The following is a 21,783-nucleotide window of genomic DNA, read 5'->3' as shown; positions in this document are numbered from 1 at the left end:
CGCTCTTGCGGGCCTCTTCGCCAGCAAGCTGGCTCCTACGATTAGCGTTTGCTCACCAGGTCCTTGGGCAGCTTGAAGGTCCAGAGCATGCCGCCCTGGTTGAAGTCCTTGACCCGCTTGGCCACTTCGCCGCCCCACAGCGGCACCGCGCCGCCCCAGCCGGAGAGCACCGAAACGTACTGCTCGCCGTCCATTTCCCAGGTCACGGGCGAGCCCAGCACCCCGGAGCCGGTCTGGAATTCCCAGACTTTCTCGCCGGTCTTGGCGTTGAAGGCCTGGAGGAAGCCCTCAGGCGTGCCGGTGAACACCAGGTTGCCCTTGGTGGTCAGTACCCCGCCCCACAGCGGCGCGAAGTTCTTGTGACGCCAGACTTCCTTGCCGCTGATGGGGTCGATGGCCCGCAGCACGCCGATGTAGTCCTCGTTCAGCGGCTTGATGGTGAAGCCCGCGCCAAGGAACGCCGCGCCCTTCTTGTAGGCGATGCCTTCGTTCCAGATGTCCATGCCCCATTCGTTGGACGGCACGTAGAACAGCCCGGTGTCGCGGTTGTAGGCCATGGGCATCCAGTTCTTGGCGCCGAGGAAGGCCGGGGCGACGAACACCGAGCTGCCCTTGGCCTCGCTGCCCGGGGCGCCAGGACGGCTGGCCTCGTTGTAGATCGGCCGGCCGTTCTTATCCAGGCCGGTGGCCCAGGTGATCTTGTCGACAAAGGGGAAGCCGCGGATGAACTTGCCGTTGGTGCGATCGAGCACGTAGAAGAAGCCGTTGCGGTCGGCGGTGGCGGCAGCCTTGATCTCCTTGCCGCCCTCCTTGTAGTTGAAGGAGATCAGCTCGTTGACGCCGTCGAAGTCCCAACCGTCGTGAGGGGTGCTCTGGAAGTGCCACTTGATGGTGCCGTCGTCCGGGTTCAGGGCCAGACGCGACGAGGAATACAGGTTGTCGCCAGGGCGCAGGTGGGAGTTCCACGGCGCCGGGTTGCCGGTGCCGAACAGCAGCAGGTTGGTTTCCGGGTCGTAGTAGCCGCCGAGCCACGGCGCGGCGCCGCCGGTCTTCCACAGGTCGCCCGGCCAGGTCTTGCCCGCCTCGCCACCGGAAATGCCATTCTCGATGGCCTTGCCGTCCTTGTACACGTAACCCATGTGGCCTTCCACGGTGGGACGCATCCACAGCAACTCGCCGTTTTTCGGGTCGTAGGCCTGGATCTTGCCCACCACGCCGAACTCACCGCCGGCCACCCCGGTGATCAACTTGCCGTTGACCATCATCGGCGCGGCGCTGATGGAATAACCCTCTTTGTGGTCGGCGACCTTCTTGCTCCACACCACCTTGCCGGTGTCCTTGTTCAGGGCCACCAGCTTGGCGTCCAGGGTGCCGAAGAACACCAGATCGCCGTACAGCGCCACGCCGCGGTTGATCACGTCGCAGCACGGGCGGATGTCGTCCGGCAGGCGAGCGTCGTACTGCCAGAGCTTCTTGCCGGTGCGCGCATCCACCGCGAACACCCGGGAATAGGAACCGGTCATGTACATCACCCCGTCCTTGATCAACGGCTGGGCCTGCTGGCCGCGCTGCTTCTCGCCACCGAAAGAGAAGGCCCAGACCGGCCGCAGCTCCTTGACGTTATCGACGTTGAGCATATCCAGCGGGCTGTAGCGCTGGCCCTGGACACCCAGGCCGTTGGTGACGATCTGCTCAGGGTTTTTCGGGTCCTGGAGGATCTCTTCATCGGTGACGGCGGCCAGGGCCGCGCTGGACAGCAGCATGGCGCTGAGCACCAGGCTCACGGCGAAACAGGGACGACGTGGGGGTTGGGTCATGACGGCTACCTCGGCGGTTATTGTTGTTCCCGGGAAATTTTCCCGGTCTGCCGGGAATTCTTGGTCCCGGCCTGCTTGCCAACAATTGCCCGCAGTGCGGAGTTTTCTAGTTCCTTGGTACAGGAGGGGCAGTGGCAAGCTTCAAGCAGGCGCCATGCACCCGCACTGTAGGAGCAGGCTTGCCAGCGAAGAGGCCCTCGAAATCACCTTCCCCGGCAAGCCGGCGCCTACAGGCCGTCGATACGCTGCAGGCGCTGGCGTTCGTAACGCGGGTACAGGTGGCTGACGCTGCGGATCAGCTCGTAGCGGGTCAGGCTGATGCCGGCAAAACGCTCGGGAATCGGGCGGCGGATCATCTCCGCCATGTCATCGCCCCGGGCTGCGCCGTCGCGCATCAACCCATCGAGCCAACTCAGGTAATCGCGCATCTGGGCAAAAGGCGCCGCATCGCTGGCAACCGGCCCGTGCCCGGGAACGATCAGCTTCCACGGCAGCGCCTGCAAGGTGTTCAGGTCCTTGAGCCATGCCTCCAGCCCCGGGCTGTTGGGGGTGGTCAGCGCGCGCTCGTAGAACACCAGGTCACCGGCAAACAGCACCCCGGTGTTCTCGTCGAGAATCGCCAGATCAGCGCCGGTGTGCCCACTCAGGCTCAGCAGGCGCAAGCGATGCCCGCCCACCTCAAGAAGGCCGGGCTTCAGTTCCTGGGTCGGCAACACCACCTCGGTGCCGCGCATCCAGTCGCCAACCATGCGGTACATGTTCTCGGCCATGGCCTCGCCCTGCTGGCGCAGCAGGTCCGTGGTGCCGACCAGGGCGCCGATGGGCACATCGCCAAAGGCCTGATTGCCCAGCACATGGTCGGGGTGATGGTGAGTCAGCAGCAGCTGGATCACCGGCTTGTCGGTGGTAGCGGCAATGGCCCGGCGCAAGGCTTCGCCGTAGCGCTTGGACGGCCCGCTGTCGATCACCACCACCCCGCTGTCGGTGACGATGAACCCGGTGTTGACGATGTTGCCGCCATTGGCCTTGGCGAAATTGTCGGTGCTGCCTTCCAGCAGCCAGGTGCCCTCAGCGATCTGCCGGGGCTTGAGTTGATAGTCCAGGTCGGCTCGGGCCGGCAGGCCCAGGCACAGCAGCAACAGCAGAATCCAACGCATGGCGCGCCTCGGCTCGGGTGGGTCAAAGGATGCGGTCAGGGCAGTTTGGCCTCGAACTGGTTGCCGCTGTTGTCGCGCAACAGCAAGCGGGTCTGCCCCGGCCCCTGGATATCGAACCCCAGGTTGGGGTTTTCGCTGACCGCCGGGAACAGTTCGAGGCTGGCCAGGCGCTGGTCGTTCTGGTCGCGCAGTTCGGCGTGGTTGAGGAAGAACTCAGGAATGCCGCTGACCAGGCCGTTGTCCATCGGATGGGAGACTTGCAGGCGCAGGCGGCTGGCATCCCCACGGGGATAACGCCCGCCCAGCACCTCACCGATGTGCTCTTCCCAACCCGGCTGGGTGCGCACCACGCTGGGGGCAGTGCAACCGCCACCGGCGGCATCGATCAGGGTCGAGCCCACGTGCCACAGGCCATCGCGGGTCAGCACCGCAGCGCGCAGCGGCGTGGCCTGCTCGATGCGGATGCGGATCGACAGCCAGGGCAGCACCCGCTCCCCCGGCTCGAAATCGACGATGCGCGGCAAGGGGTTGAGCTCGGCCCAGGCGAGGATGCGCACCACCTCGCCGGTGAAGGCCCGGGCGTCGATCTCCAGCGGCACCTGCCGCGCATCCTCGGCAAAGGGCGGCGCCAGCAGCTTGACCCGGTCATCGAAGACGAACGCGGCATCGCCCAGCAATTGCTTGTGGTAGAAGGCCCACATCACCGAGGGCACCGGGTCGACGCCCGGGGCCTGCGGATCGGCGGCCAGCGCCGGGGTCGCCAAGGGTAGCCAGCACGCCAGCAGACAGGTCGCTCGCCAGTTCATCGCAGCTCCTATTGATACATCTGTGGGACCTCGTAACGCAGGCCATAACGGGCGTACAGCGCCTGCAGGCGACCGTCGCGGATCAGCCCTTCCAGAGCCTCCTCCACGGCATAGGCCAACTGGCGATTGCTTTCATGCACCGCCATGCCGATCTCCCACACTTGCTTGCCCATGTTCGGGTAGGCGTTTTTCGCCAGGGCCAGTTGCGGGTCGCCGGCCTGGTGCAACTGCCAGTCGATCTCGCCGCGCATGGCCATCACCGCGTCCACCTGCCCGGCCCTCAGGGCGCTGAAGGCCTGCTGCACGCTGGGGTAATGATGGGTCTTGGCACTGAGCATGCCGTTGAACACCGAGGTCAGGTAGAACGACGGCACGCTGTCCACTTCGACGCCAATGGGGTGCTGCTGGAACACCGCGACACTGGCCACCGCATCCAGCCGGCGGCGGTCGAATGCGACCTGCCAGCGCTCCTCCTGATAGGGGCCGAACATCACCACGTGGTCGTTGGTCAGCTCGCCCAGTTCGTTGCGCTTTTGCGCAAAGTCGTGGTCGTAGGGCACGCGCATCATCAGGTCGGCCAACTGCTGCTGACGCAGCGGACTGCCGCGCCAGATGTAGTCCCGCAAATCGTCGTCGAGCTTCTCCCCCGGCGGCGCCCAGATCAGTTGCAGGCTCACCCCCAGGGACTGGGCCAGGGCTTGCGCCAGCTCCACATCGACACCCTGCGGCTGGCCCTGATCCTCGAAGCTGTAGGGGGCAAAATCCTGGTACACCGCCACCTTCAACTCACCGGAGGCGATCATCGTGTCGTAGTTGCGCACCTCGGCCTGCACAGCCGCGCAGCACAACAGCAGGCCACTGAGGAACACGCCGAGGCGGCCCATGGCGATCACTCCTCGACGCGCACGCTGTCCAGGTAGGTGCGCACCGCCCACAGGGCTTCCTGGCTCAGGTAGTCGGCCATCTTCGGCATGTACACCCGGCCATCGCGCACCGCGCCGTGGCGCACCCGTTCGACAAACCATTCATCCCCGGCTTCGCCGGCATCGAGCATGCGCAGGTCCGGGGCGATACCGCCGGACTTGGCTTCCAGGCCATGGCAAGCGGCGCAGTTCTGGTTGTAGGCCGAGGCACCGATTTCCACTGCCTTGTCGCGCTCGGGCGAGGTGCGATAAGGGTTGACTGCGGCCCAGCCGTCGCCATCGAGGCTCACTCCAGCGTCCTTGATCGGCGTCAGGCCCTGGGTTTCCACCGCCTGGGGCACCACGTTGCCATGGGCCCATACAGCGCCGGTGGCCAAGGCACCGGTCAGCAGCCCTACCGCGAGCAAGGCGTTGCGTTTTGTTGTCATTGTTATGCCCTCAAGATTGCACGCAAGACCTCGCTACAGAGGCCATGGCGCCATCTTAGAAACAGCCGGCGGGCGGCCGTATGCTGCTTTGGTGGTCGCGTCCTACTCCCTTGGTAGTAGGGCTTGTGGCGCGGGCCTAAATCAGGTGCCGCCCGGGAACTTTTCCCGGCAAAGGCGGGACTTTTTCCGTATCTCAAAGCGCGTCCCGCGGCAGACCCTAGTCAGGCCAAAACCTCCACTGGGAACTGCAACCATGACAATAAGATCGCTACCCGCCCTCTCCCCCCTGAGCCTGGCCATGCTGCTGGCCGCCAGCCTGTCCTTGAGCACGGCGGCCACAGCGGCCACCGCCCCGGCGGCACCTGCCAGCAAGAACGTCACCTGGGAAGACATCGCCAACGACCACCTGACCACCAAGGACGTGCTGCAGTACGGCATGGGCACCAACGCCCAGCGCTGGAGCCCCCTGGCCCAGGTCAATGACAAGAACGTGTTCAAGCTGACCCCGGCCTGGTCCTACTCCTTCGGCGACGAGAAGCAGCGCGGCCAGGAATCCCAGGCCATCGTCCGCGACGGCGTGGTCTACGTCACCGGCTCCTACTCGCGGGTGTTCGCCCTGGACGCCAAGACCGGCAAACGCCTGTGGACCTACAACCACCGCCTGCCGGACAACATTCGTCCGTGCTGCGACGTGGTCAACCGCGGCGCGGCGATCTACGGCGACAAGATCTACTTCGGCACCCTCGACGCCCGGGTCATCGCCCTGGACAAGAACACCGGCAAGGTGGTGTGGAACAAGAAATTCGGCGACCACAGCGCCGGCTACACCATGACCGGCGCCCCGGTGCTGATCAAAGACAAGACCAGCGGCAAGGTGCTGCTGATCCACGGCAGCTCCGGCGACGAATTCGGCGTGGTCGGCCAGTTGTTCGCCCGCGACCCGGACACCGGCGAAGAGGTGTGGATGCGGCCCTTCGTCGAAGGCCACATGGGCCGCCTCAACGGCAAGGACAGCACCCCCACCGGCGACGTCAAGGCACCGTCCTGGCCCGATGACAAGACCACCGAAACCGGCAAGGTCGAAGCCTGGAGCCATGGCGGCGGTGCCCCTTGGCAGAGCGCCAGCTTCGATGCCGAAACCAACACCATCATCGTCGGCGCCGGCAACCCCGGCCCGTGGAACACCTGGGCGCGGACCTCGAAAGACGGCAACCCCCACGACTACGACAGCCTCTACACCTCGGGCCAGGTCGGCGTCGACCCGAGCACCGGCGAAGTGAAATGGTTCTACCAGCACACGCCGAACGACGCCTGGGACTTCTCCGGCAACAACGAACTGGTGCTGTTCGACTACAAGAACAAGGACGGCAAAGTGGTCAAGGCCACCGGCCACGCCGACCGCAACGGCTTCTTCTACGTGGTGGACCGCAACAACGGCAAACTGCAGAACGCCTTCCCCTTCGTCGACAACATCACCTGGGCCAGCCACATCGACCTCAAGACCGGCCGCCCCGTGGAAAACGAAGGCCAGCGTCCGGCCAAACCGCTGCCGGGTGAAACCAAGGGCAAACCGGTGGAAGTCTCGCCGCCGTTCCTGGGTGGCAAGAACTGGAACCCCATGGCCTACAGCCAGGACACCGGGCTGTTCTACATCCCCGGCAACCAGTGGAAGGAGGAGTACTGGACCGAGGAAGTGAACTACAAGAAAGGCTCGGCCTACCTGGGTATGGGCTTCCGCATCAAGCGCATGTACGACGACCACGTCGGCACCCTGCGGGCCATGGACCCCACCACCGGCAAACTGGTGTGGGAACACAAGGAGCAGCTGCCACTGTGGGCCGGCGTCTTGGCGACCAAGGGCAACCTGGTGTTCACCGGCACCGGCGATGGCTTCTTCAAGGCCTTCGACGCCAAGACCGGCAAGGAGCTGTGGAAATTCCAGACCGGCAGCGGCATCGTCTCGCCGCCCATCACCTGGGAGCAGGATGGCGAGCAGTACATCGGCGTGACCGTGGGCTACGGCGGCGCGGTGCCGCTGTGGGGTGGCGACATGGCCGAACTGACCAAGCCGGTGGCCCAAGGCGGTTCGTTCTGGGTGTTCAAGATCCCGAGTTGGGATAACCAGACCGCCCAGCGCTGACCTTCACCGCCCTATCTGTAGCGAGGGAGCTTGCTCCTGCTGGGCCGGGCTGGCGCATCAGCGCGCAGCGGCCCCGAAACCCGCCCCGGGATGTGCCAGACACACCCCGGGGGCCGGGTTCTGGACGGCTACGACCCCAGGGCGCCGGTCGACCGGGAGCCCGCCTTCTCGCCACACCCGTCTTCACTCCCGCCTGGAGCACCGCACCATGAACTACCTGCCCCTTGTCCTGCTGTTAAGCCTGTCCCCCGCCTTCGCGGTGAACATCGACGACGACGGCAACGACGTCCCTCTGACCATCAACGGCTGCGTGATTGCCGAAGCCAGCCAATGCCCCGGCGCCAACCTGCGCGGCGCCAACCTGGCCAACCAGGACCTGCGCAAGATGAACCTGGCCGGAGCCGACCTCTCCGGCGCCGACCTGCGCCATGCCCAGCTGGACCTGGCCAATTTGGAAAAAGCCCGCCTGCAAGGCGCCAACCTGACCCGTGCCAGCCTGCAACAGAGCAACCTGCGGCTGGCGGACTTTACCGACGCCAAGCTGATGGCCATTCAGGGTTGGGGCCTGTTTGCCCAGGGCGCGCAATTCGAGAACGCCAACCTCAGCGCGGCCTATCTGCAATTTGCCCGGCTGTCCGGGGCCAAGCTGCACCAGGCCAACCTGCAAGCGGCGGATCTGGAAATGGCCTGGTTGAGCAAGGCGGATCTGCAAGGGGCCAATCTGAGTGATGCCAATCTGCAGGAGGCCAAGTTGGGTGAGAGCAATCTGGAACGCGCCGATTTGCGCGGGGCGCGGCAGCATTATGGGAATTTTCAGGATGCCAATATGGAGGGGTGCCAGGGGTGTCCGGGGACTTGGGATAAGTAGGCCGTTGCCCCAGGCATTACCAAGCGCCTCATTGTGCCTGCTATTGGAGCAATCATCGGTTCAATAGCAGCTACAGCCCCGCTAGCCCAGTCGCGCTAGGTTTTCGTCGATACGCGCCTGAATCATGCTCAAGGTGTCCGCGCTGATGCCACCCGGGAACCGGGACCGGGCACAGCAGGTAAAGCCGCTGGCAACCTGGCAGATGCGTTCGATGATGTCGCTGGCATCCCTGGCCGAAAGCTCCGCCTCCTGAGCCGCGAGCCTGAGCAAGTGCTTGCGAGTGATGTGCAACGCCTCGCCCAATACGTCCATCTGGTGATAGCCGCCCGGCCCCTCGCAGAAGGTCACGTCGTAAGCCGGCGCCAGCTTCCACTGGCCGCTCGACGACATAAGGTAGGCAAAATTCTTCGGGTGATCGTCGCGGTTGTTGAACGCCACGTTGAACACAATCCGGGCAAAGGCCAGCGCCTTTTCCCGCACATCATTGCAGCAGTACTGGGTTGCCCGCAGGAAATTGCTGTAGTCCAGCGCCCCGGCTGCTCGGTAGTCCGCACCGGTAAAGGCGGCTAGGCTTTGCATGGGCACGCGCATGTCTTTGTGCCGGTCGAATCTTCGGGTGGCGAAGGCCGCCTGCCCATTGGGTAGCTCGAAGTGTTCACTGTCCGACGTTTCGATGGCGCATTCGCGCAAGCATTGTGCGTAGACAGCTTCGATAGCACAGACCTCGGGGTGTTCACCCGCTCCCGGGAACTTGATCAACCAGGCTTCCAAGCCAGATGCCGCGGCCGTGCTGAAGCGCCCTCCCGCAGGGTCGCGATAGAGCAAGGCCTTGGGTCGAGCGCCCTGCGGCGAGCCGCCCATCCGCAGCAGTCGCTGCAGAAACTCCCCGCCCTGACCATGGAGCACCTCCTGAACTTCGGCGGCCAGTCGCTCAAGGGGAACCTCTTCAGGCGCCATGAACAGCTCCGGCGCCACAGGCTCGAACGACATCGCGCCCATGGCTTGGGTGCCGATATAGGTCAGTCGCTCCAAAGGACCAATCTGCGCGGGATTGAGACCGCGACGTTTGAACAAGCGATCCATCAGCAACATGCCCCAACCGTCAGGCAGCGAGTCATAGACCGGCCCCGGCAGCCACAGTTGATGATCGGGAAAGTCCCGACGCAGCCTCGGGCCCTTGAGCGGCAAGCGCAAGGCCGACAGTTCCAGGCCGCGATCCTGTGCCTCCTCGCTGTACTCGAAGGCAATCAAGGGGCGGCCGGTCAGCGCCGTCGTGGATACCAGCGAACCCCAGCGCCAGTGCTCCCCCCAACCGTCGTAGTAGACATCGACTTGCTTAAGCATCGGCGGACTTCCTTTTGACGCGCTGCCGCTGGGCGCCCTGTTCATAACGGAGGATGTCGTCGAGGCTGTCCAACTGCGGCAGGAACAATTGCTCCAGCTCGCGAAGACGCCCCAGCACCATCGCCACGCGAACCACGCTGTCGAATGCGACACTACGCCCGGCCTCCAGATTGGACAGGGTGCCAACCCCGATGCCAGCACGGGCGGCGACTTCGGCCTGAGTCATCTGCTGGGACAGGCGTTCCTGGCGCAGGCGGGTGCAAAGCAGCTTGAGCACCTCATCCGGCCTGGCAAGCGTTAAATTCAGCATATCGAGTGTTAAATCCTTAAATCTCACATAACACTCAAAATTATAGAGTTATCCGAGAGATTCTGGAGAACCAAATAACTTCATAAATCTGATTCTTATCCCTCGAATCAGCCAGATAACAAGCGAAATACTGGATTTATCTTGCCACTTGCAGCTAGCCGCTGCCCCCCCTCACCCCGCCACCCGCACCACCCCCATATCAATCCCCAAATGCACCAACTCCGCATGGGAGCTGACCTGCAACTTGCTCTTGAGCAAGGTCAGGTGGTTCGACACAGTCTTGGCGCTGATGCACAGCTGCTCGGCAATCACCCGCGCCGGGGTGCCCTTGGCCAGCATCACGAAGATCTCCAGCTCGCGCTGGGTCATGCTCTGCAAACGCGGGTCGCTGGCGTTCTGCGCCGGGGTGCAGGCCAGTTGGGTGGCCAGGGGCTGTTCGATGTAGGCGTGCCCGGCCAGCACGCGGTGCACCGCTTCGATCAGCACCTGGGGCGCGGAGTTCTTGGTCAGGTAGCCCGAGGCACCCGCCTCCAGGGCCTGGCGCACCAGGGGCAGTTCGTCGTGCATGCTGAAAAACAGCACCCGCAGCTGCGGCAGGCGCTGGCGCAGACGGCGGGTGGTCTCCAGGCCGCTGATGCCCGGCAGGCCGAAATCCATGATCACCAGGTTCGGCACTTCTTCGGCCACTCGGGTCAGGGCCTCTTCGCCGCTGGCCGCTTCGCGCACCTGCATCGCCGGCAATACCGCGCGCAGCAGGCTGGCGTAACCCTGGCGGACCACGGCGTGGTCATCCACCAACAAGATGTTCATCAGGCCTCCATGGGCATGTTCAGGGGCATGTTCAAGGCCAGCGCCCAACCGGCGCCGGGACGGCTGAGGATGTGCAGTTCGCCACCCAGGCTGCGGGCGCGTTCGGCCATCGAGTGCAGGCCGACGCCGGGGCGCTGAGGCTGGGGGGCGCCGCAACCGTTGTCGCGCACCAGCAGGCGCAGGCCCCGGGCGCTGCGTTGCAGGCGCACCCGTACCTGGCTGGCATCGGCGTGCCGGGCGACATTGGTCAGCGCCTCTTGCAGCAGGCGGTAGAGGTGGGTCTTGCTGGCGCTGGGCAACGCCGGCAGGTCGGCGCCGACCCGCAATTGGCAGTCGATGCCCTGGCTGTCCTGCCATTGGCTCACCAGCAAACCGAAGGCTTCAGCCAGCGGCAGGTGCTGCAGCACCACCGGGTACAGGTCCTGCACCAGGGCGCGAAAGCCTTGCTGCAAGCGCTCGCAGTTGAGCTCCAGGGCCTGGGCCGTGCGCTCCACCACCGTGGGCTGGTTGCTGACCATGCGCAGCAGGCAGGCCTGGGCGCGAATGCCCGCCAGGTATTGCCCGAGGTCGTCGTGCAGGGTCTGCGCCAGGTAGGTGCGCTCGCGCTCTTGCACCGCCAGCAGGGCCTGGGTCAGTTGGGTGTTGTCGGCGCGGGTCTGTTCCAGGGTCGCGGTCATGCGGTTGAAGTGTCCGGCCAGTTGTCGCGCTTCCGGCAGGCCGGCTTCGCGCAGGCGCACCGCCAGTTGCCCGCCGGATACTTGCTGCAAGGCCCGCAACAGGTCATCCAGCAGGCCCATGCCGCGGCGTACTGCCCAGCGGATGGTCAGCAGGCTCAGGAGCAAGGCCAGGCCGCACAGGCTCAGCAGCTGTTGCAGGGAATCCCAGACTTCGTCGATCTCATCCCGCGCGTCCACGGCGATCAGCACCCGGCGCCCGTCGCCCAGGTCCAGTTCGCGGGCGTTGTGGCGGCGCTCGCTGAACAACTGGCGGCCGAGCCAGGCATCCAGCCCGGCCTGCTCGGGCATCCGCGCAGCCTCGTCCGGTGCCAGCCAGTGCACCCGCACATGACGCAGGCTCTGGGTCAGGTGTGGTTGCAAGCCCGCCGGGTTGCGCTCGGCGCTGTCGCTCAAGTACTCCACCACCGCCTCGGCGGACTGCAATTCACGTTCGACATCGGCCACCGCCTGATGCAGCAGCAAGCCGGCGCAGGCCAGGGTCACCACGGCAAAGAACGCCGTGACCCACAGGTTGATCCGCCACAGCGCCGACATGCCTAGCGCCCCGGAACCAAGGGCACCGCCAGGGGCAGGACCGGACGCGGGCCGTGCAGGCGATCGACGCCGATCAGGCTGAGGATCAGCAGCAAGGGCAGGAGCAGCACTTTGATGATGCGCATGGGCGTCTCTCTCAAGGTTCGGGCTCAGGGCTCGGGGCGGGTTCGGCCAGGGTCGGGGCCGCTGGGACCATGCTAAGACCGCCGCACCCGCGCCGGGCTACTACCTTGGTACTGCCCGAGCGCTACTTTCTGCATATTTCCCCGCCCCGACGCTGTTCCTATGCTGGCGCCACCTGCCGTGGAGTGCCTTATGCACCAGCCTGCCCCGCTTATCCTGACCTGCCTGCTGGCCCTGACCTCGGTCCTGTTGCCCCTGGCCGCGAGCCAGGCCAGCGAGGACACCTTGCAGGTGCGCATCGGCTACCTGGGCTATCGCCCCGATCCCGGCCCGCTGCTGTCCAATATCATCCCCGAGCCCGCCGACAGCGGGCTGCAAGGCGCGCAGCTGGCGATTGTCGACAGCAACAGCACCGGGCGCTTTCTCAAGCAGCAGTTCCAGCTCGACAGCGCCAGCGTCGACAGCCCCCAGGCGCTGCTGCAAGCCGCCAAGGCCCAGCACGACCAGGGCCTGCGGCTGTTCGTGGTGAATGCCCCGGCGGCCAGCCTGCGGGAACTGTCCGCCGCCCTGCCCGACAGCCTCTTGTTCAACGCCGGCAGCCCCGACGACGCCCTGCGCAGCAGCCAGTGCCTGGGCAACGTGCTGCACAGCCTGCCCGGCCGGGCGATGCTGGCCGACGCCCTGGTGCAGTTCATGGTGCTGCGTAAATGGCAGCGGGCCTTGCTCATCGTCGGCCAGACCGAAGACGACCGGGCCTACGCCGACGCCTTGCGCCGGGCCACCCAGCGCTTCGGCGTGAAGCTGGTCGCCGAGAAAGACTGGAGCTTCGACAACGACCAGCGCCGCAGCGCCCAGGCCGACATGCCGCTGTTCACCCAGACCGCCGAATACGACGTGGTGCTGGTGGCCGACGAGCGCGGCGACTTCGGCGAATACCTGCCCTACCAGACCTGGTTCCCGCGCCCGGTGGCCGGCACCCAGGGCCTGACCCCCACCGGCTGGCACAAGAGCGTCGAGACCTTCGGCGCCGCGCAGTTGCAAAAGCGCTTCGAAGCCCAGGCCGGACGCTGGATGAACGACCGCGACTTCGCCGCCTGGATGGCCGTGCGCAGCGTCGCCAGCGCAGTGAGCAAACTGCGCCAGGCCGAGCCTCGGGCCCTGCAGACGCTGCTGCTCAGCGACCAGTTGCCCCTGGACGGGTTCAAGGGCCGCAAGCTCAGCTACCGGCCGTGGAACGGCGAACTGCGCCAACCCATTCCCCTGGTGCAGCCCCGAGCCCTGGTCAGCACTTCGCCCCAGGACGGTTTCCTGCACCCCTTCAACGAAATGGACAGCCTGGGCTACGACCGCCCCGAAGTGACCTGCCGCTACCCCTGATCCCATAACCACAACAACAAGGAATCCGCCATGCGCCGCCCTCTTCTCTGCCGCTCCGCCCTCTGCGCGGGCCTGCTGCTCGCCGCCGGGCACGCCATGGCCGCCACGGCCTGGGTCTCCAACGAAAAGGACAACAGCCTGAGCCTGATCGACCTGCAGACCCTGGAAGTCACCGAGACCCTGCCGGTGGGCCAGCGCCCGCGCGGGTTGCTGCTGTCCCATGACAATAAGCTGCTGTACATCTGCGCCAGCGATTCGGACCGGGTCCAGGTGATGGACGTAGCGACCCGCAAGATCATCAAGGAGCTGCCGTCCGGCAAGGACCCCGAGCAGTTCGCCCTGCACCCCAACAACCGCTGGCTGTACGTGTCCAACGAGGACGATGCGCTGGTCACGGTGATCGACACCGAGACCGCCAAGGTCCTCGGCCAGATCAACGTCGGGGTCGAGCCCGAAGGCATGGCGGTGAGCCCCGACGGCAAGTGGGCGGTCAACACCAGCGAAACCACCAACATGCTGCACTGGATCGACACCAGCACCCAGACCCTGGCCGACAGCACCCTGGTGGACCAGCGCCCGCGCTTCGTCGAGTTCAACCAGGACGGCTCAAGGCTTTGGGCCTCGGCGGAAATCGGCGGCACCGTGACCATCCTCGACGTGGCCACGCGCCAGGTGCTCAAGACCCTGAACTTCAAGATCAAGGGCGTGCACCCGGACAAGGTGCAGCCGGTGGGCATCAAGCTCAGCGCCGACGGCAAGTACGCCTTCGTCGCCCTGGGCCCGGCCAACCATGTGGCGGTGATCGACGCCAAGACCTACGAGATCCTCGACTACCTGCTGGTGGGGCGGCGGGTCTGGCAGCTGGCATTCACCCCGGACCAGAGCCTGTTGCTGGCCACCAACGGGGTCAGCGGCGATGTTTCGGTGATCGACGTCAACAGCCTCAAGGTGCTCAAGTCGGTGAAGGTCGGGCGCTATCCCTGGGGCGTGGTGGTGACCCCATGAACGCCCTGGAGGTCAGCCAGCTGAGCTTCGCCTATGGCCCGCGCCAGGCCCTCGATCAGGTCAGCCTGAGCCTGGCTCCCGGACGCTTTGCCGCCCTGCTGGGGCCCAACGGCGCCGGCAAGTCGACCCTGATCGCCCTGCTCACAAGGCTCTACGACCTGCAACAGGGCGACATCCGCGTCGGTGGCTGCTCGCTGCGCAACGCCGCCCGCGCCGCCCTGCGCCAGCTCGGCGTGGTGTTCCAGCAAAGCACCCTGGACCTGGACCTGAGCGTCGAGCAGAACCTGCACTACCACGCCGCGCTGCACGGTTTGTCGCGGCGCCAGGGGCAGGCGCGAATCGACGCCGAACTGGCGCGCCAGGGCCTGAGCGAACGGCGCCGGGACAGCGTCCGCGCCCTCAATGGCGGCCACCGCCGACGGGTGGAAATCGCCCGCGCCCTGCTGCACGAACCGCGCCTGCTGCTGCTCGATGAAGCCAGCGCCGGCCTTGACCCGGCCAGTCGCCTGGCCCTCAACCGGCACATTCGCCAGCTGTGCCAGGAACAGCGCCTGAGCGTGCTCTGGACCACCCACCTGCTGGATGAAGTGCAGGTCGACGACCAGTTGCTGATCCTGCATCAGGGGCGCCTGGTGGCCAGTGGCGTGGCCGCCACCATCAGCCAGGAACAGGGCGGCGACCTGGGCACCGCCTTCGCCCGCCTGACCCAGAATCCCCAGCCGCGCCCGGCCCCGATCGGAGAACCGCTCGCATGAACGCCTACTGGCAATGCCTGCGCGGCATCGTGCTGCGCGAATGGCTGCGCTTCGTGCTGCAACGCACGCGCTTTCTCAGCGCCCTGGTGCGGCCGCTGCTATGGCTGCTGGTGTTCGCCGCCGGCTTTCGCGCGGCCCTGGGCATCGCCATCATCGAGCCCTACAGCACCTACATTCCCTACGAGGTCTACATCGTCCCAGGGCTGGCCTGCATGATCCTGCTGTTCAACGGCATGCAGGGCTCGCTGTCGATGGTCTACGACCGGGAAATGGGCAGCATGCGCGTGCTGCTCACCAGCCCCCTGCCCCGGGCCTTCCTGCTCGCCAGCAAGCTGTTGGCCACCTCGCTGATCTCGCTGCTGCAGGTCTACGCCTTCCTCGCCGTGGCCTGGCTGTATGGCGTGCAACCGCCAGCCATGGGCCTGCTGGCCGCCCTGCCGGCGCTGCTGCTGGTGGCCCTGATGCTCAGCGCCCTGGGGTTGCTGCTGTCCAACGCCATCCGCCAACTGGAGAACTTTGCCGGGGTGATGAACTTCGTGATCTTCCCGCTGTTCTTCCTGTCCTCGGCGCTGTACCCGCTGTGGAAGATGCTCGAAGCCAGCCCCTGGCTGTACTGGTTGTGCGCCCTCAACCCCTTCACCCACGCCGTGGAGCTGGTGCGCTTCGCCCTGTATCAACGCCTCAACCTCCTGGCCCTGGCCGTGTGCCTGGGCCTGACCCTGGTGTTCTCCGTGCTGGCAGTGCTGACCTTCAACCCGCAGCACGCCGCCCTGCGCAAAAGCACCGCCTAGGTATCTCCAGATAAAGAGCCACTGTAGCCGCTGCCGAGCCTTGGGCGAGGCTGCGACAAGGGCCAAAGGCCCTTCCAGCGATCCGAAGCCCCACGCGTTCATCGCGACTAACCCCAGGGCGGTGAATCGAGCCAAGCGGGTTGTTCTGATAGACCGCATTGCCAGGTTTGGCGTCTCCTTCGGAGCCGTTCGCAGCCTGCGGCAGCGGCTACAGACAAGCGCAAGAGCGTCGCCCAGCCAGGACCTACGACTTTGGTACTGCTTTTGCTGTCGATGGTCGCATTCACAAATGCACCCGCGCTGGCATGTAATGGGCCCATAACAAGAAGGACAACCCCCTTATGCCCCGTGCCCTGCAGACCCTGGCCCTGCTCTCGCTGAGCCTGACCCTGGGAATGGCCCACGCCGAGACTCCGCTGTTTTCCGCCGACGGCTATCGCACCCGCCTCTACCGCAGCCCGACGCCCACGCAGGTAGAGGCCGCGCAGATCATCGACACTCAAGGCTTGCAGGCCCTGCTCCAGCAGCAGCCCAAACCGCTGCTGATCGACGTCTATCGCCGGCAATGGCTGCAAGGCCGTTTCATCGACAGCGAGCCCCACGCCAACCTGCCCGGCAGCCACTGGCTGGCCAATACCGGCGACGGCGAACTGAGCCCCGAGTGGCAGCACTACTTCAACCGCTACCTGCAACAGCTCAGCGCCGGTAATCGGCAACGACCGCTGGTCTTTTATTGCCGCGCCGATTGCTGGCTGAGCTGGAACGCGGTAAAACGCGCCGCAGCCTTGGGCTATACCTCCCTCTACTGGTATCGCGACGGCCTGGACGCCTGGGAGGCCGCCGGGTTGCCGGTGGTGGCGGCCCAGCCGGAAGCCTTTCCCTGAAGCCGCAAAAGCCCCCTGCACAATCACAATAACGAGGTGAAAGGCCATGTATAAAATTCTGATAGCCGACGATCACCCACTGTTTCGCGAAGCCATCCACAACGTCATCAGCGACGGATTTCCCGGCAGCGAGGTGATGGAAACCGCCGACCTGGACAGCGCCCTGGCCCTGACTCAGGAGCACGACGATCTGGACCTGATCCTGCTCGACCTGAACATGCCCGGCATGCACGGCCTCAACGGCCTGATCACCCTGCGCAACGAAGCGCCAACCATTCCGGTGGTGATCGTCTCCGCCGAGCAGGACAAGCAGATCGTGCTCCAGGCCATCACCTACGGCGCCGTCGGCTTCATCACCAAATCCTCGGCGCGCTCGCAGATGACCGACGCCATCGAACAGATCCTCAATGGCAACGTGTACCTGCCGCCGGACATCATCCGCACCCAGAAAAGCCAGCCGGGGCGGCGCAGCAGCGAGACCCCGAGCTTTCCCCCGGAACTGCTGCAAGCCCTGACCCGCAAACAGCTGCTGGTGCTGGAACGCATGACCAAGGGCGAGTCCAACAAACAGATCGCCTACACCCTGGACATTGCCGAAACCACAGTGAAGGCCCACGTCTCGGCGATTCTGCGCAAGCTCAACGTGCACAACCGGGTGCAAGCGATCCTCAGCGCCGGTGATATCGATTTCGGCGCCTACCTGCGCCGCTAACCCTCTGTAGCCGCTGCCGAGCCTTCGGCGAGGCTGCGACAAGGGCCGAAGGCCCTTCCAGCGATCTAAAGACCGGCGCATTCATCGCGACCAACGCCGTAGCGGTGAATCGGGTTACGCGGGTTGTTCTGATAGACCGCGTTGCCAGGGTTGGCGTCTCCTGCGGAGCCGGGCGCAGCCTGCGGCAGCGGCTACATGAAGCCTTCAACGCCCTGCAAGTCCTGTAGCCGCTGCCGAGCCTTTGGCGAGGCTGCGACAAGGGCCGAAGGCCCTTCAGCGATCTGAAGACCGGCGCATTCATTGCGACTAACGCCATGGCGGTGAATCGAACTACGCGGGTTGTTCTGGTAGACCGCGCTGACAGGGTTGGCGTCTCCTGCGGAGCCGGGCGCAGCCTGCGGCAGCGGCTACACGGGGGGCGTCAGCAGGTGGCTGATGGCGGTCTTGAGTTTCATCGGGCGCACCGGTTTGTGCATCAGGGTGTGGCCCAGTTCGCGCAGTTGTTGTTTGAGCTCGTTGCTGTAGTTGGCGGTGATCATCATCGCCGGGATCGCCAGGGCGCGCCGGGCGTTGATTCGTGCCACGGCGTCGATGCCGTTCTGTTGCTGGTCCAGGTGATAGTCGGCGATCAATAGATCGGCCTCGGCGCGGTAGTCGTCCACCTGGCGCGCCAGGTCTTCTTCGGACAAGGCGGTGATCACCTGGCAGCCCCAGCCTTCGAGCAGGGTGCGCATGCCGGCGCAGATCGCCGCGTCGTTATCCAGCACCCAGATCCGCGCGCCGTGCAAACGCTCCAGCAGGGCTTCCCCCAGTTCCGGGCGCGGCGCCGGCAAGGGCGCGCTGGCGCTGATGGGCACCTGCACGCTGAACACCGAACCGCGCCCCGGCCAGGAGCGCACGCCGATGCGGTGCCCGAGAATCCCGGCAATCTTCTCGACGATGGCCAGCCCCAGGCCCAGGCCGCGATCCTGGTCCGGGCGCTGTTCTTCGCCGCGTTTGAACTCCTGGAAGATTTCTTCCAGGCGTTCGGCGGCGATGCCCATGCCGCTGTCCCAGACTTCGATCGACAGCCAGCGCCCCTGGCGCCGGCAGCCCAGCACCACCCGGCCCTGGCGGGTGTAGCGGATGGCGTTGCTCAACAGGTTGCGCAGAATCCGCGCCAGCAGCTGGATGTCGCTGCGCACCAAGGCCGAGCACGCGACGAAGTGCAGTTCCAGGCCTTCGCTGCGGGCCACCTGGGCGTACTCGGCGGCGAGGTTTTCCAGCAGCTCGCTCAAGGCAAAGGGCGCGATATCGGCCTTGATCACCCCGGCATCGAGCTTGGAAATGTCCACCAGGGTGCCCAGCAGGTTTTCCACATCCTCCAGGGAGTTGCTGACATTGCGCACCAGGGCGCTGCTGGCCTGGGGATCGCGCCGCTCCAGCAAGGCGCTGGTAAACAGCCGCGCGGCGTTCAGGGGTTGCAGCAGGTCGTGGCTCACCGCGGCGAGGAACTTGGTCTTCGACAGGTTGGCCCGTTCGGCCTCGGCCTTGGCCTCGCGCAAGCGTGATTCGACCCGGCTGCGCTCTTCGATCTCGCGCAAAAGCTGCTGGTTGAGGGTGGTCAGTTCGGCGGTGCGTTCGCGCACCCGCAGTTCCAGGTTCTGGTAGGCCTGATGCAGCGCCTCGGCGGTGCGCCGGCGCTCGGTGATGTCGCGGATCAGCACGAAGATCCCCACCACTTCGCCATTGGCCAGGCGGTTGGGCACGTAGGAGCGCAGCATGTAGCGCTCCTGGTTGTTGATGTTGGTTTCGGCGAATTCGAAGGTCACGCTCTCCCCGGCCAGGGCCCGTTCCACATAGCTTTCCAGGCGCTGGTAGTGCTGTTCGCTGTGCACCTCGCGCAGGCTCTGGCCAAGCATCACGCCGCGCGGCCAGCAGTACCATTCCTCGTAGACCTTGTTGGTGAACTCGTACACCAGATCGGCATTCAGGTAGGCGATCAGCGCCGGCACATGGTCGGTGATCAGGCGAATCCAGCGCTCGCTTTCGCTCAGGGCCTCAGCGTGCTGGTAGCGCTCGGTGATGTCGGTGAAGGTGTTGACGAAGCCGCCGGTGGGCAGCGGATGGGTGCGAATCTCCAGCACCCGGCCATCGCTCAAACGCTGCTCGCATTCATGGATCACCCGGCCATTGCCGTCGCGGCTGGCGGGGGTCAGCAGGCTCAGCTCGCTGTCGCCGATGACCTCGGCAAACAAGCGGTGCGCGGCCACCGGGGCCAACCCGCTGAGTTCGAGGAAGCGCCGGTTCCACAGTTCGAGGATGCCCTCGGCGTTGACCATGGCCACGCCCTGGGACAGGTTGTCCACCGCCCGTTGCAGCAGGTGGGATTTCTGCGCCACCGCCTGTTCCCGGCGCAGGGTTTCGCTGTGCTTGACCTCGGTAATGTCGGTGAACAGGATCACCCGCCCGCCCTCCCGGGTCGGCCGCTCGCTGACCTGCAACCAGCGGCCGTTGTGCAGGCGATACAGCAGTTGTTCGTCGCCGGCGCTGCGCGGTTCTTCACTGAACAGCCCGGTGCTGGTCATCAGCCGACGCACTTCTGACAGGCGCATGCCGGCCATGATCCGTACCCGGCTGTGGCTCCAGAAGGCGCGGAAGCGGCTGTTGAACAGGACGATGCGCTGCTCCTGGTCGAACAGCACGAAGGCGTCGGAAATGCTCTCGATGGCGTCGATCAGGTGCTGGTGGGCCGTCTCGGCCCGCAGCCGCGCTTCGCTGAGCAAATGGTTGCCGGCCTTGAGCTCGGCCATGGCCTGGTTCAGGGCGTCGGTGCGTTCGCGCACCTGCTCGGCCAGCACCACCGAATGCTGGAACGCCGCATAAGGGTCGTTGCCCCGGGTGATGCCGGATTCGACCCGTTCGATCAGCGCCTCGTTGATGCGCCGCAGCTTACGGTTCTCGCGCTGCAGGTCATCGAGCTGCGCTTGCAGCTCAGCGGCGGGCCGGAGTTCGACTGCGGGCAATGGCGACCCCGGTGAAGGTCTGGTTGATGTGCATGCCATTGAACTGTTCTCCGTAGGTGTTGAAACCCATCACCCGTTGTTCCCGCAAAAAGGCCCCGATCTGGTCCAGGCTGCCGCGATCCTCCAGCTCCAGGCGGCGCAAAAAGCAGTCGCAGCCGATGGTCAGCAACAGCCCGCCGAGGCGCTGCTGCAAGCCGTCGAACAGCTGTTGCAGGTTGGGCAGCAAGGGGCCGGGGGTCATGGCGGTGAGGACGATGCCGTTCTCCACCGCGCAGTAGAAACTCAGGCTCAGGTCCGGGTGCACCTGCTGCACCGCGCGCACGTAGTAGTGCTGGTTGATGCGCACCGCCAGCGGGTGGGCGGCGAACACCCGGTGGTCGAGCTGCGCCAGGGGCACGCCGATCAGCCGCGCGTACTCCTCGGCGGCGGGCTCGGCGTTCAGTTCATAGACCCGGCGCGAGGCGCTGTCGGCCCCGGTGACCACCAGTTTTTCTTCCCGGGGCAGGATGTGGTGGGTGGTGAACACCTCGAAATCCAGCCAGGTGTTGACCAGCACCACCACCGCCGCGCCGCTGTGGAACTCGCCGCCGAAATACACGTGGGTGTGGGTCAGGTAGTTGTCATCGCCGGCCGAACCGCCGAAATGCGGAATGTCCCCCAGGGCCGCGCTGAGGGCGGCCAGGACCATTTCCTCGCGGCTCGACAGGCCGTCCAGCAGGGTCAGGGCGAAGCTGTTGCCCTTGATCGGCGCCAGGGTGTTGCTGCGGCAGCGGCCCACCAGGCGCTCCACCATCTGCTGAGCATCGATCAGGCTGAAGTGCTCCATCTGGTCGATGAGTTCGGCGGCGATGGAAAAGTGCCGGTGGTCGAAGCCGATGGCGGTCACGCAGTTGCGCCCATAGCCCAGCGGAGTGATTTCCCCGGCGCTGGTGCAGCCCACCAGGGGGATGCCGCCAAAGCTCTGCTGCAGGGCCGGGCCGAGGGTTTGCAAGGGGTATTCGGCGGAACAGAAGAACAGCACGAAGCCCAGGTGCGGATGCAGCAGCTGGCTGGCCAGGTCCTGGGCCACCTGCTGCGGATCGACGGCCTGGGACATGGCGCTGACCACGCCCTCGCTCTGGGCTTGCTGCATCGTCGCCTCCGGCGCGGGTTGTCTGAGCAATGAGTGTACGAAGCCGGCCCCGGGGCACGAATGCTACTTGGGTAGCGGGTAGCCGGTTCCATGGGCGTAGGCGCTGGCTTGCCAGCGAAAGTGTC

20 protein-coding genes are annotated in these 21,783 nt (G+C 65.5%); 8 read left to right on the top strand and 12 right to left on the bottom strand.

All coding sequences use genetic code 11. The features are described from left to right. Positions 1 to 41 precede the first annotated feature (41 nt). The 5 genes from pedH to pedF all read right to left on the bottom strand — a co-directional run bounded on the left by pedH (position 42) and on the right by pedF (position 5,131). Positions 42 to 1,817, bottom strand: a complete 1,776-nt coding sequence (gene pedH, locus KHO49_RS25525) for a PQQ-dependent alcohol dehydrogenase PedH (protein WP_102880324.1) — start codon at positions 1,815 to 1,817, stop codon at positions 42 to 44. Between the two features lie 227 nt (positions 1,818 to 2,044). Beyond that, positions 2,045 to 2,974, bottom strand: coding sequence for a quinoprotein relay system zinc metallohydrolase 1 (locus tag KHO49_RS25520; protein ID WP_213666040.1), 930 nt, complete (start codon positions 2,972 to 2,974; stop codon positions 2,045 to 2,047). Between the two features lie 35 nt (positions 2,975 to 3,009). Continuing rightward, entirely contained in the window at positions 3,010 to 3,780 is a 771-nt protein-coding gene (locus tag KHO49_RS25515) for a quinoprotein dehydrogenase-associated SoxYZ-like carrier (RefSeq protein ID WP_213666039.1), read from the bottom strand. A gap of 8 nt (positions 3,781 to 3,788) precedes the next feature. Further along, complete coding sequence (locus tag KHO49_RS25510) at positions 3,789 to 4,664, bottom strand: substrate-binding periplasmic protein (protein ID WP_213666038.1); 876 nt, start codon at positions 4,662 to 4,664, stop codon at positions 3,789 to 3,791. Positions 4,665 to 4,669: 5 nt separating this feature from the next. Next, entirely contained in the window at positions 4,670 to 5,131 is a 462-nt protein-coding gene (gene pedF, locus KHO49_RS25505) for a cytochrome c-550 PedF (RefSeq protein WP_102861878.1), read from the bottom strand. Positions 5,132 to 5,384: 253 nt separating this feature from the next. Here pedF and exaA point away from each other — a divergent pair, with 253 nt between their 5' ends. Both exaA and KHO49_RS25495 read left to right on the top strand, forming a co-directional pair. Then, positions 5,385 to 7,271 carry a quinoprotein ethanol dehydrogenase gene (gene exaA / locus KHO49_RS25500; RefSeq protein WP_123392840.1) on the top strand — a complete coding sequence of 629 codons (1,887 nt, stop codon included), beginning with the start codon at positions 5,385 to 5,387 and terminating at the stop codon, positions 7,269 to 7,271. 208 nt (positions 7,272 to 7,479) lie between these two features. Next, positions 7,480 to 8,139, top strand: coding sequence for a pentapeptide repeat-containing protein (locus tag KHO49_RS25495; RefSeq protein ID WP_102880318.1), 660 nt, complete (start codon positions 7,480 to 7,482; stop codon positions 8,137 to 8,139). A gap of 81 nt (positions 8,140 to 8,220) precedes the next feature. Here KHO49_RS25495 and KHO49_RS25490 read toward each other — a convergent pair whose 3' ends face one another. From KHO49_RS25490 to KHO49_RS31330, 5 genes are all read right to left on the bottom strand, one after another. Beyond that, positions 8,221 to 9,483, bottom strand: coding sequence for a type II toxin-antitoxin system HipA family toxin (locus KHO49_RS25490; RefSeq protein ID WP_213666037.1), 1,263 nt, complete (start codon positions 9,481 to 9,483; stop codon positions 8,221 to 8,223). Beyond that, complete coding sequence (locus KHO49_RS25485) at positions 9,476 to 9,793, bottom strand: helix-turn-helix domain-containing protein (protein WP_016967320.1); 318 nt, start codon at positions 9,791 to 9,793, stop codon at positions 9,476 to 9,478. The genes KHO49_RS25490 and KHO49_RS25485 overlap by 8 nt, the downstream gene beginning before the upstream one ends. Before the next feature lie 171 nt (positions 9,794 to 9,964). Beyond that, on the bottom strand, positions 9,965 to 10,603 hold the full coding sequence (locus tag KHO49_RS25480; RefSeq protein WP_060838517.1) for a response regulator: 639 nt from the start codon (positions 10,601 to 10,603) through the stop codon (positions 9,965 to 9,967). Then, positions 10,603 to 11,874, bottom strand: a complete 1,272-nt coding sequence (locus KHO49_RS25475; protein ID WP_213666036.1) for a sensor histidine kinase — start codon at positions 11,872 to 11,874, stop codon at positions 10,603 to 10,605. The genes KHO49_RS25480 and KHO49_RS25475 overlap by 1 nt, the downstream gene beginning before the upstream one ends. Positions 11,875 to 11,876: 2 nt before the next feature. Continuing rightward, the gene (locus KHO49_RS31330; RefSeq protein WP_258010305.1) at positions 11,877 to 11,999 is read right to left on the bottom strand and encodes a hypothetical protein; all 123 of its coding nucleotides are present in this window, start codon (positions 11,997 to 11,999) and stop codon (positions 11,877 to 11,879) included. 190 nt (positions 12,000 to 12,189) lie between these two features. Here KHO49_RS31330 and KHO49_RS25470 point away from each other — a divergent pair, with 190 nt between their 5' ends. The 6 genes from KHO49_RS25470 (at position 12,190) to KHO49_RS25445 (ending at position 17,521) form a co-directional block, all read left to right on the top strand. After that, complete coding sequence (locus KHO49_RS25470) at positions 12,190 to 13,374, top strand: lanthanide ABC transporter ABC transporter substrate-binding protein PedA1 (RefSeq protein ID WP_213666035.1); 1,185 nt, start codon at positions 12,190 to 12,192, stop codon at positions 13,372 to 13,374. A gap of 30 nt (positions 13,375 to 13,404) precedes the next feature. Continuing rightward, on the top strand, positions 13,405 to 14,379 hold the full coding sequence (locus tag KHO49_RS25465; protein WP_213666034.1) for a YVTN family beta-propeller repeat protein: 975 nt from the start codon (positions 13,405 to 13,407) through the stop codon (positions 14,377 to 14,379). Further along, on the top strand, positions 14,376 to 15,134 hold the full coding sequence (locus KHO49_RS25460; protein WP_213666033.1) for a lanthanide ABC transporter ATP-binding protein PedB/LutE: 759 nt from the start codon (positions 14,376 to 14,378) through the stop codon (positions 15,132 to 15,134). The genes KHO49_RS25465 and KHO49_RS25460 overlap by 4 nt, the downstream gene beginning before the upstream one ends. Then, positions 15,131 to 15,925 carry a lanthanide ABC transporter permease protein PedC gene (locus tag KHO49_RS25455; protein WP_123392772.1) on the top strand — a complete coding sequence of 265 codons (795 nt, stop codon included), beginning with the start codon at positions 15,131 to 15,133 and terminating at the stop codon, positions 15,923 to 15,925. The genes KHO49_RS25460 and KHO49_RS25455 overlap by 4 nt, the downstream gene beginning before the upstream one ends. Before the next feature lie 341 nt (positions 15,926 to 16,266). Next, a complete protein-coding gene (locus KHO49_RS25450) occupies positions 16,267 to 16,809 on the top strand; it encodes a PQQ-dependent catabolism-associated CXXCW motif protein (RefSeq protein ID WP_213666032.1) in 543 nt (180 codons plus the stop codon). A gap of 46 nt (positions 16,810 to 16,855) precedes the next feature. Continuing rightward, positions 16,856 to 17,521, top strand: a complete 666-nt coding sequence (locus tag KHO49_RS25445) for a response regulator transcription factor (protein ID WP_015635003.1) — start codon at positions 16,856 to 16,858, stop codon at positions 17,519 to 17,521. A gap of 407 nt (positions 17,522 to 17,928) precedes the next feature. On the opposite strand, the gene nahK is transcribed toward KHO49_RS25445, so the two are convergent. Beyond that, a complete protein-coding gene (gene nahK, locus KHO49_RS25440; RefSeq protein WP_213666031.1) occupies positions 17,929 to 20,565 on the bottom strand; it encodes a hybrid sensor histidine kinase/response regulator NahK/ErcS' in 2,637 nt (878 codons plus the stop codon). After that, entirely contained in the window at positions 20,495 to 21,658 is a 1,164-nt protein-coding gene (gene nosP, locus KHO49_RS25435; RefSeq protein ID WP_110597109.1) for a nitric oxide-sensing protein NosP, read from the bottom strand. Before nosP ends, nahK begins: the two co-directional genes overlap by 71 nt. Between the last annotated feature and the right edge of the window lie 125 nt (positions 21,659 to 21,783).

This window comes from Pseudomonas sp. RC4D1 (genome assembly GCF_018390395.1).
GTDB classification, from domain to species: Bacteria; Pseudomonadota; Gammaproteobacteria; order Pseudomonadales; family Pseudomonadaceae; genus Aquipseudomonas; species Aquipseudomonas danubii.
This window is presented reverse-complemented; position numbering and strand designations above follow the sequence as displayed.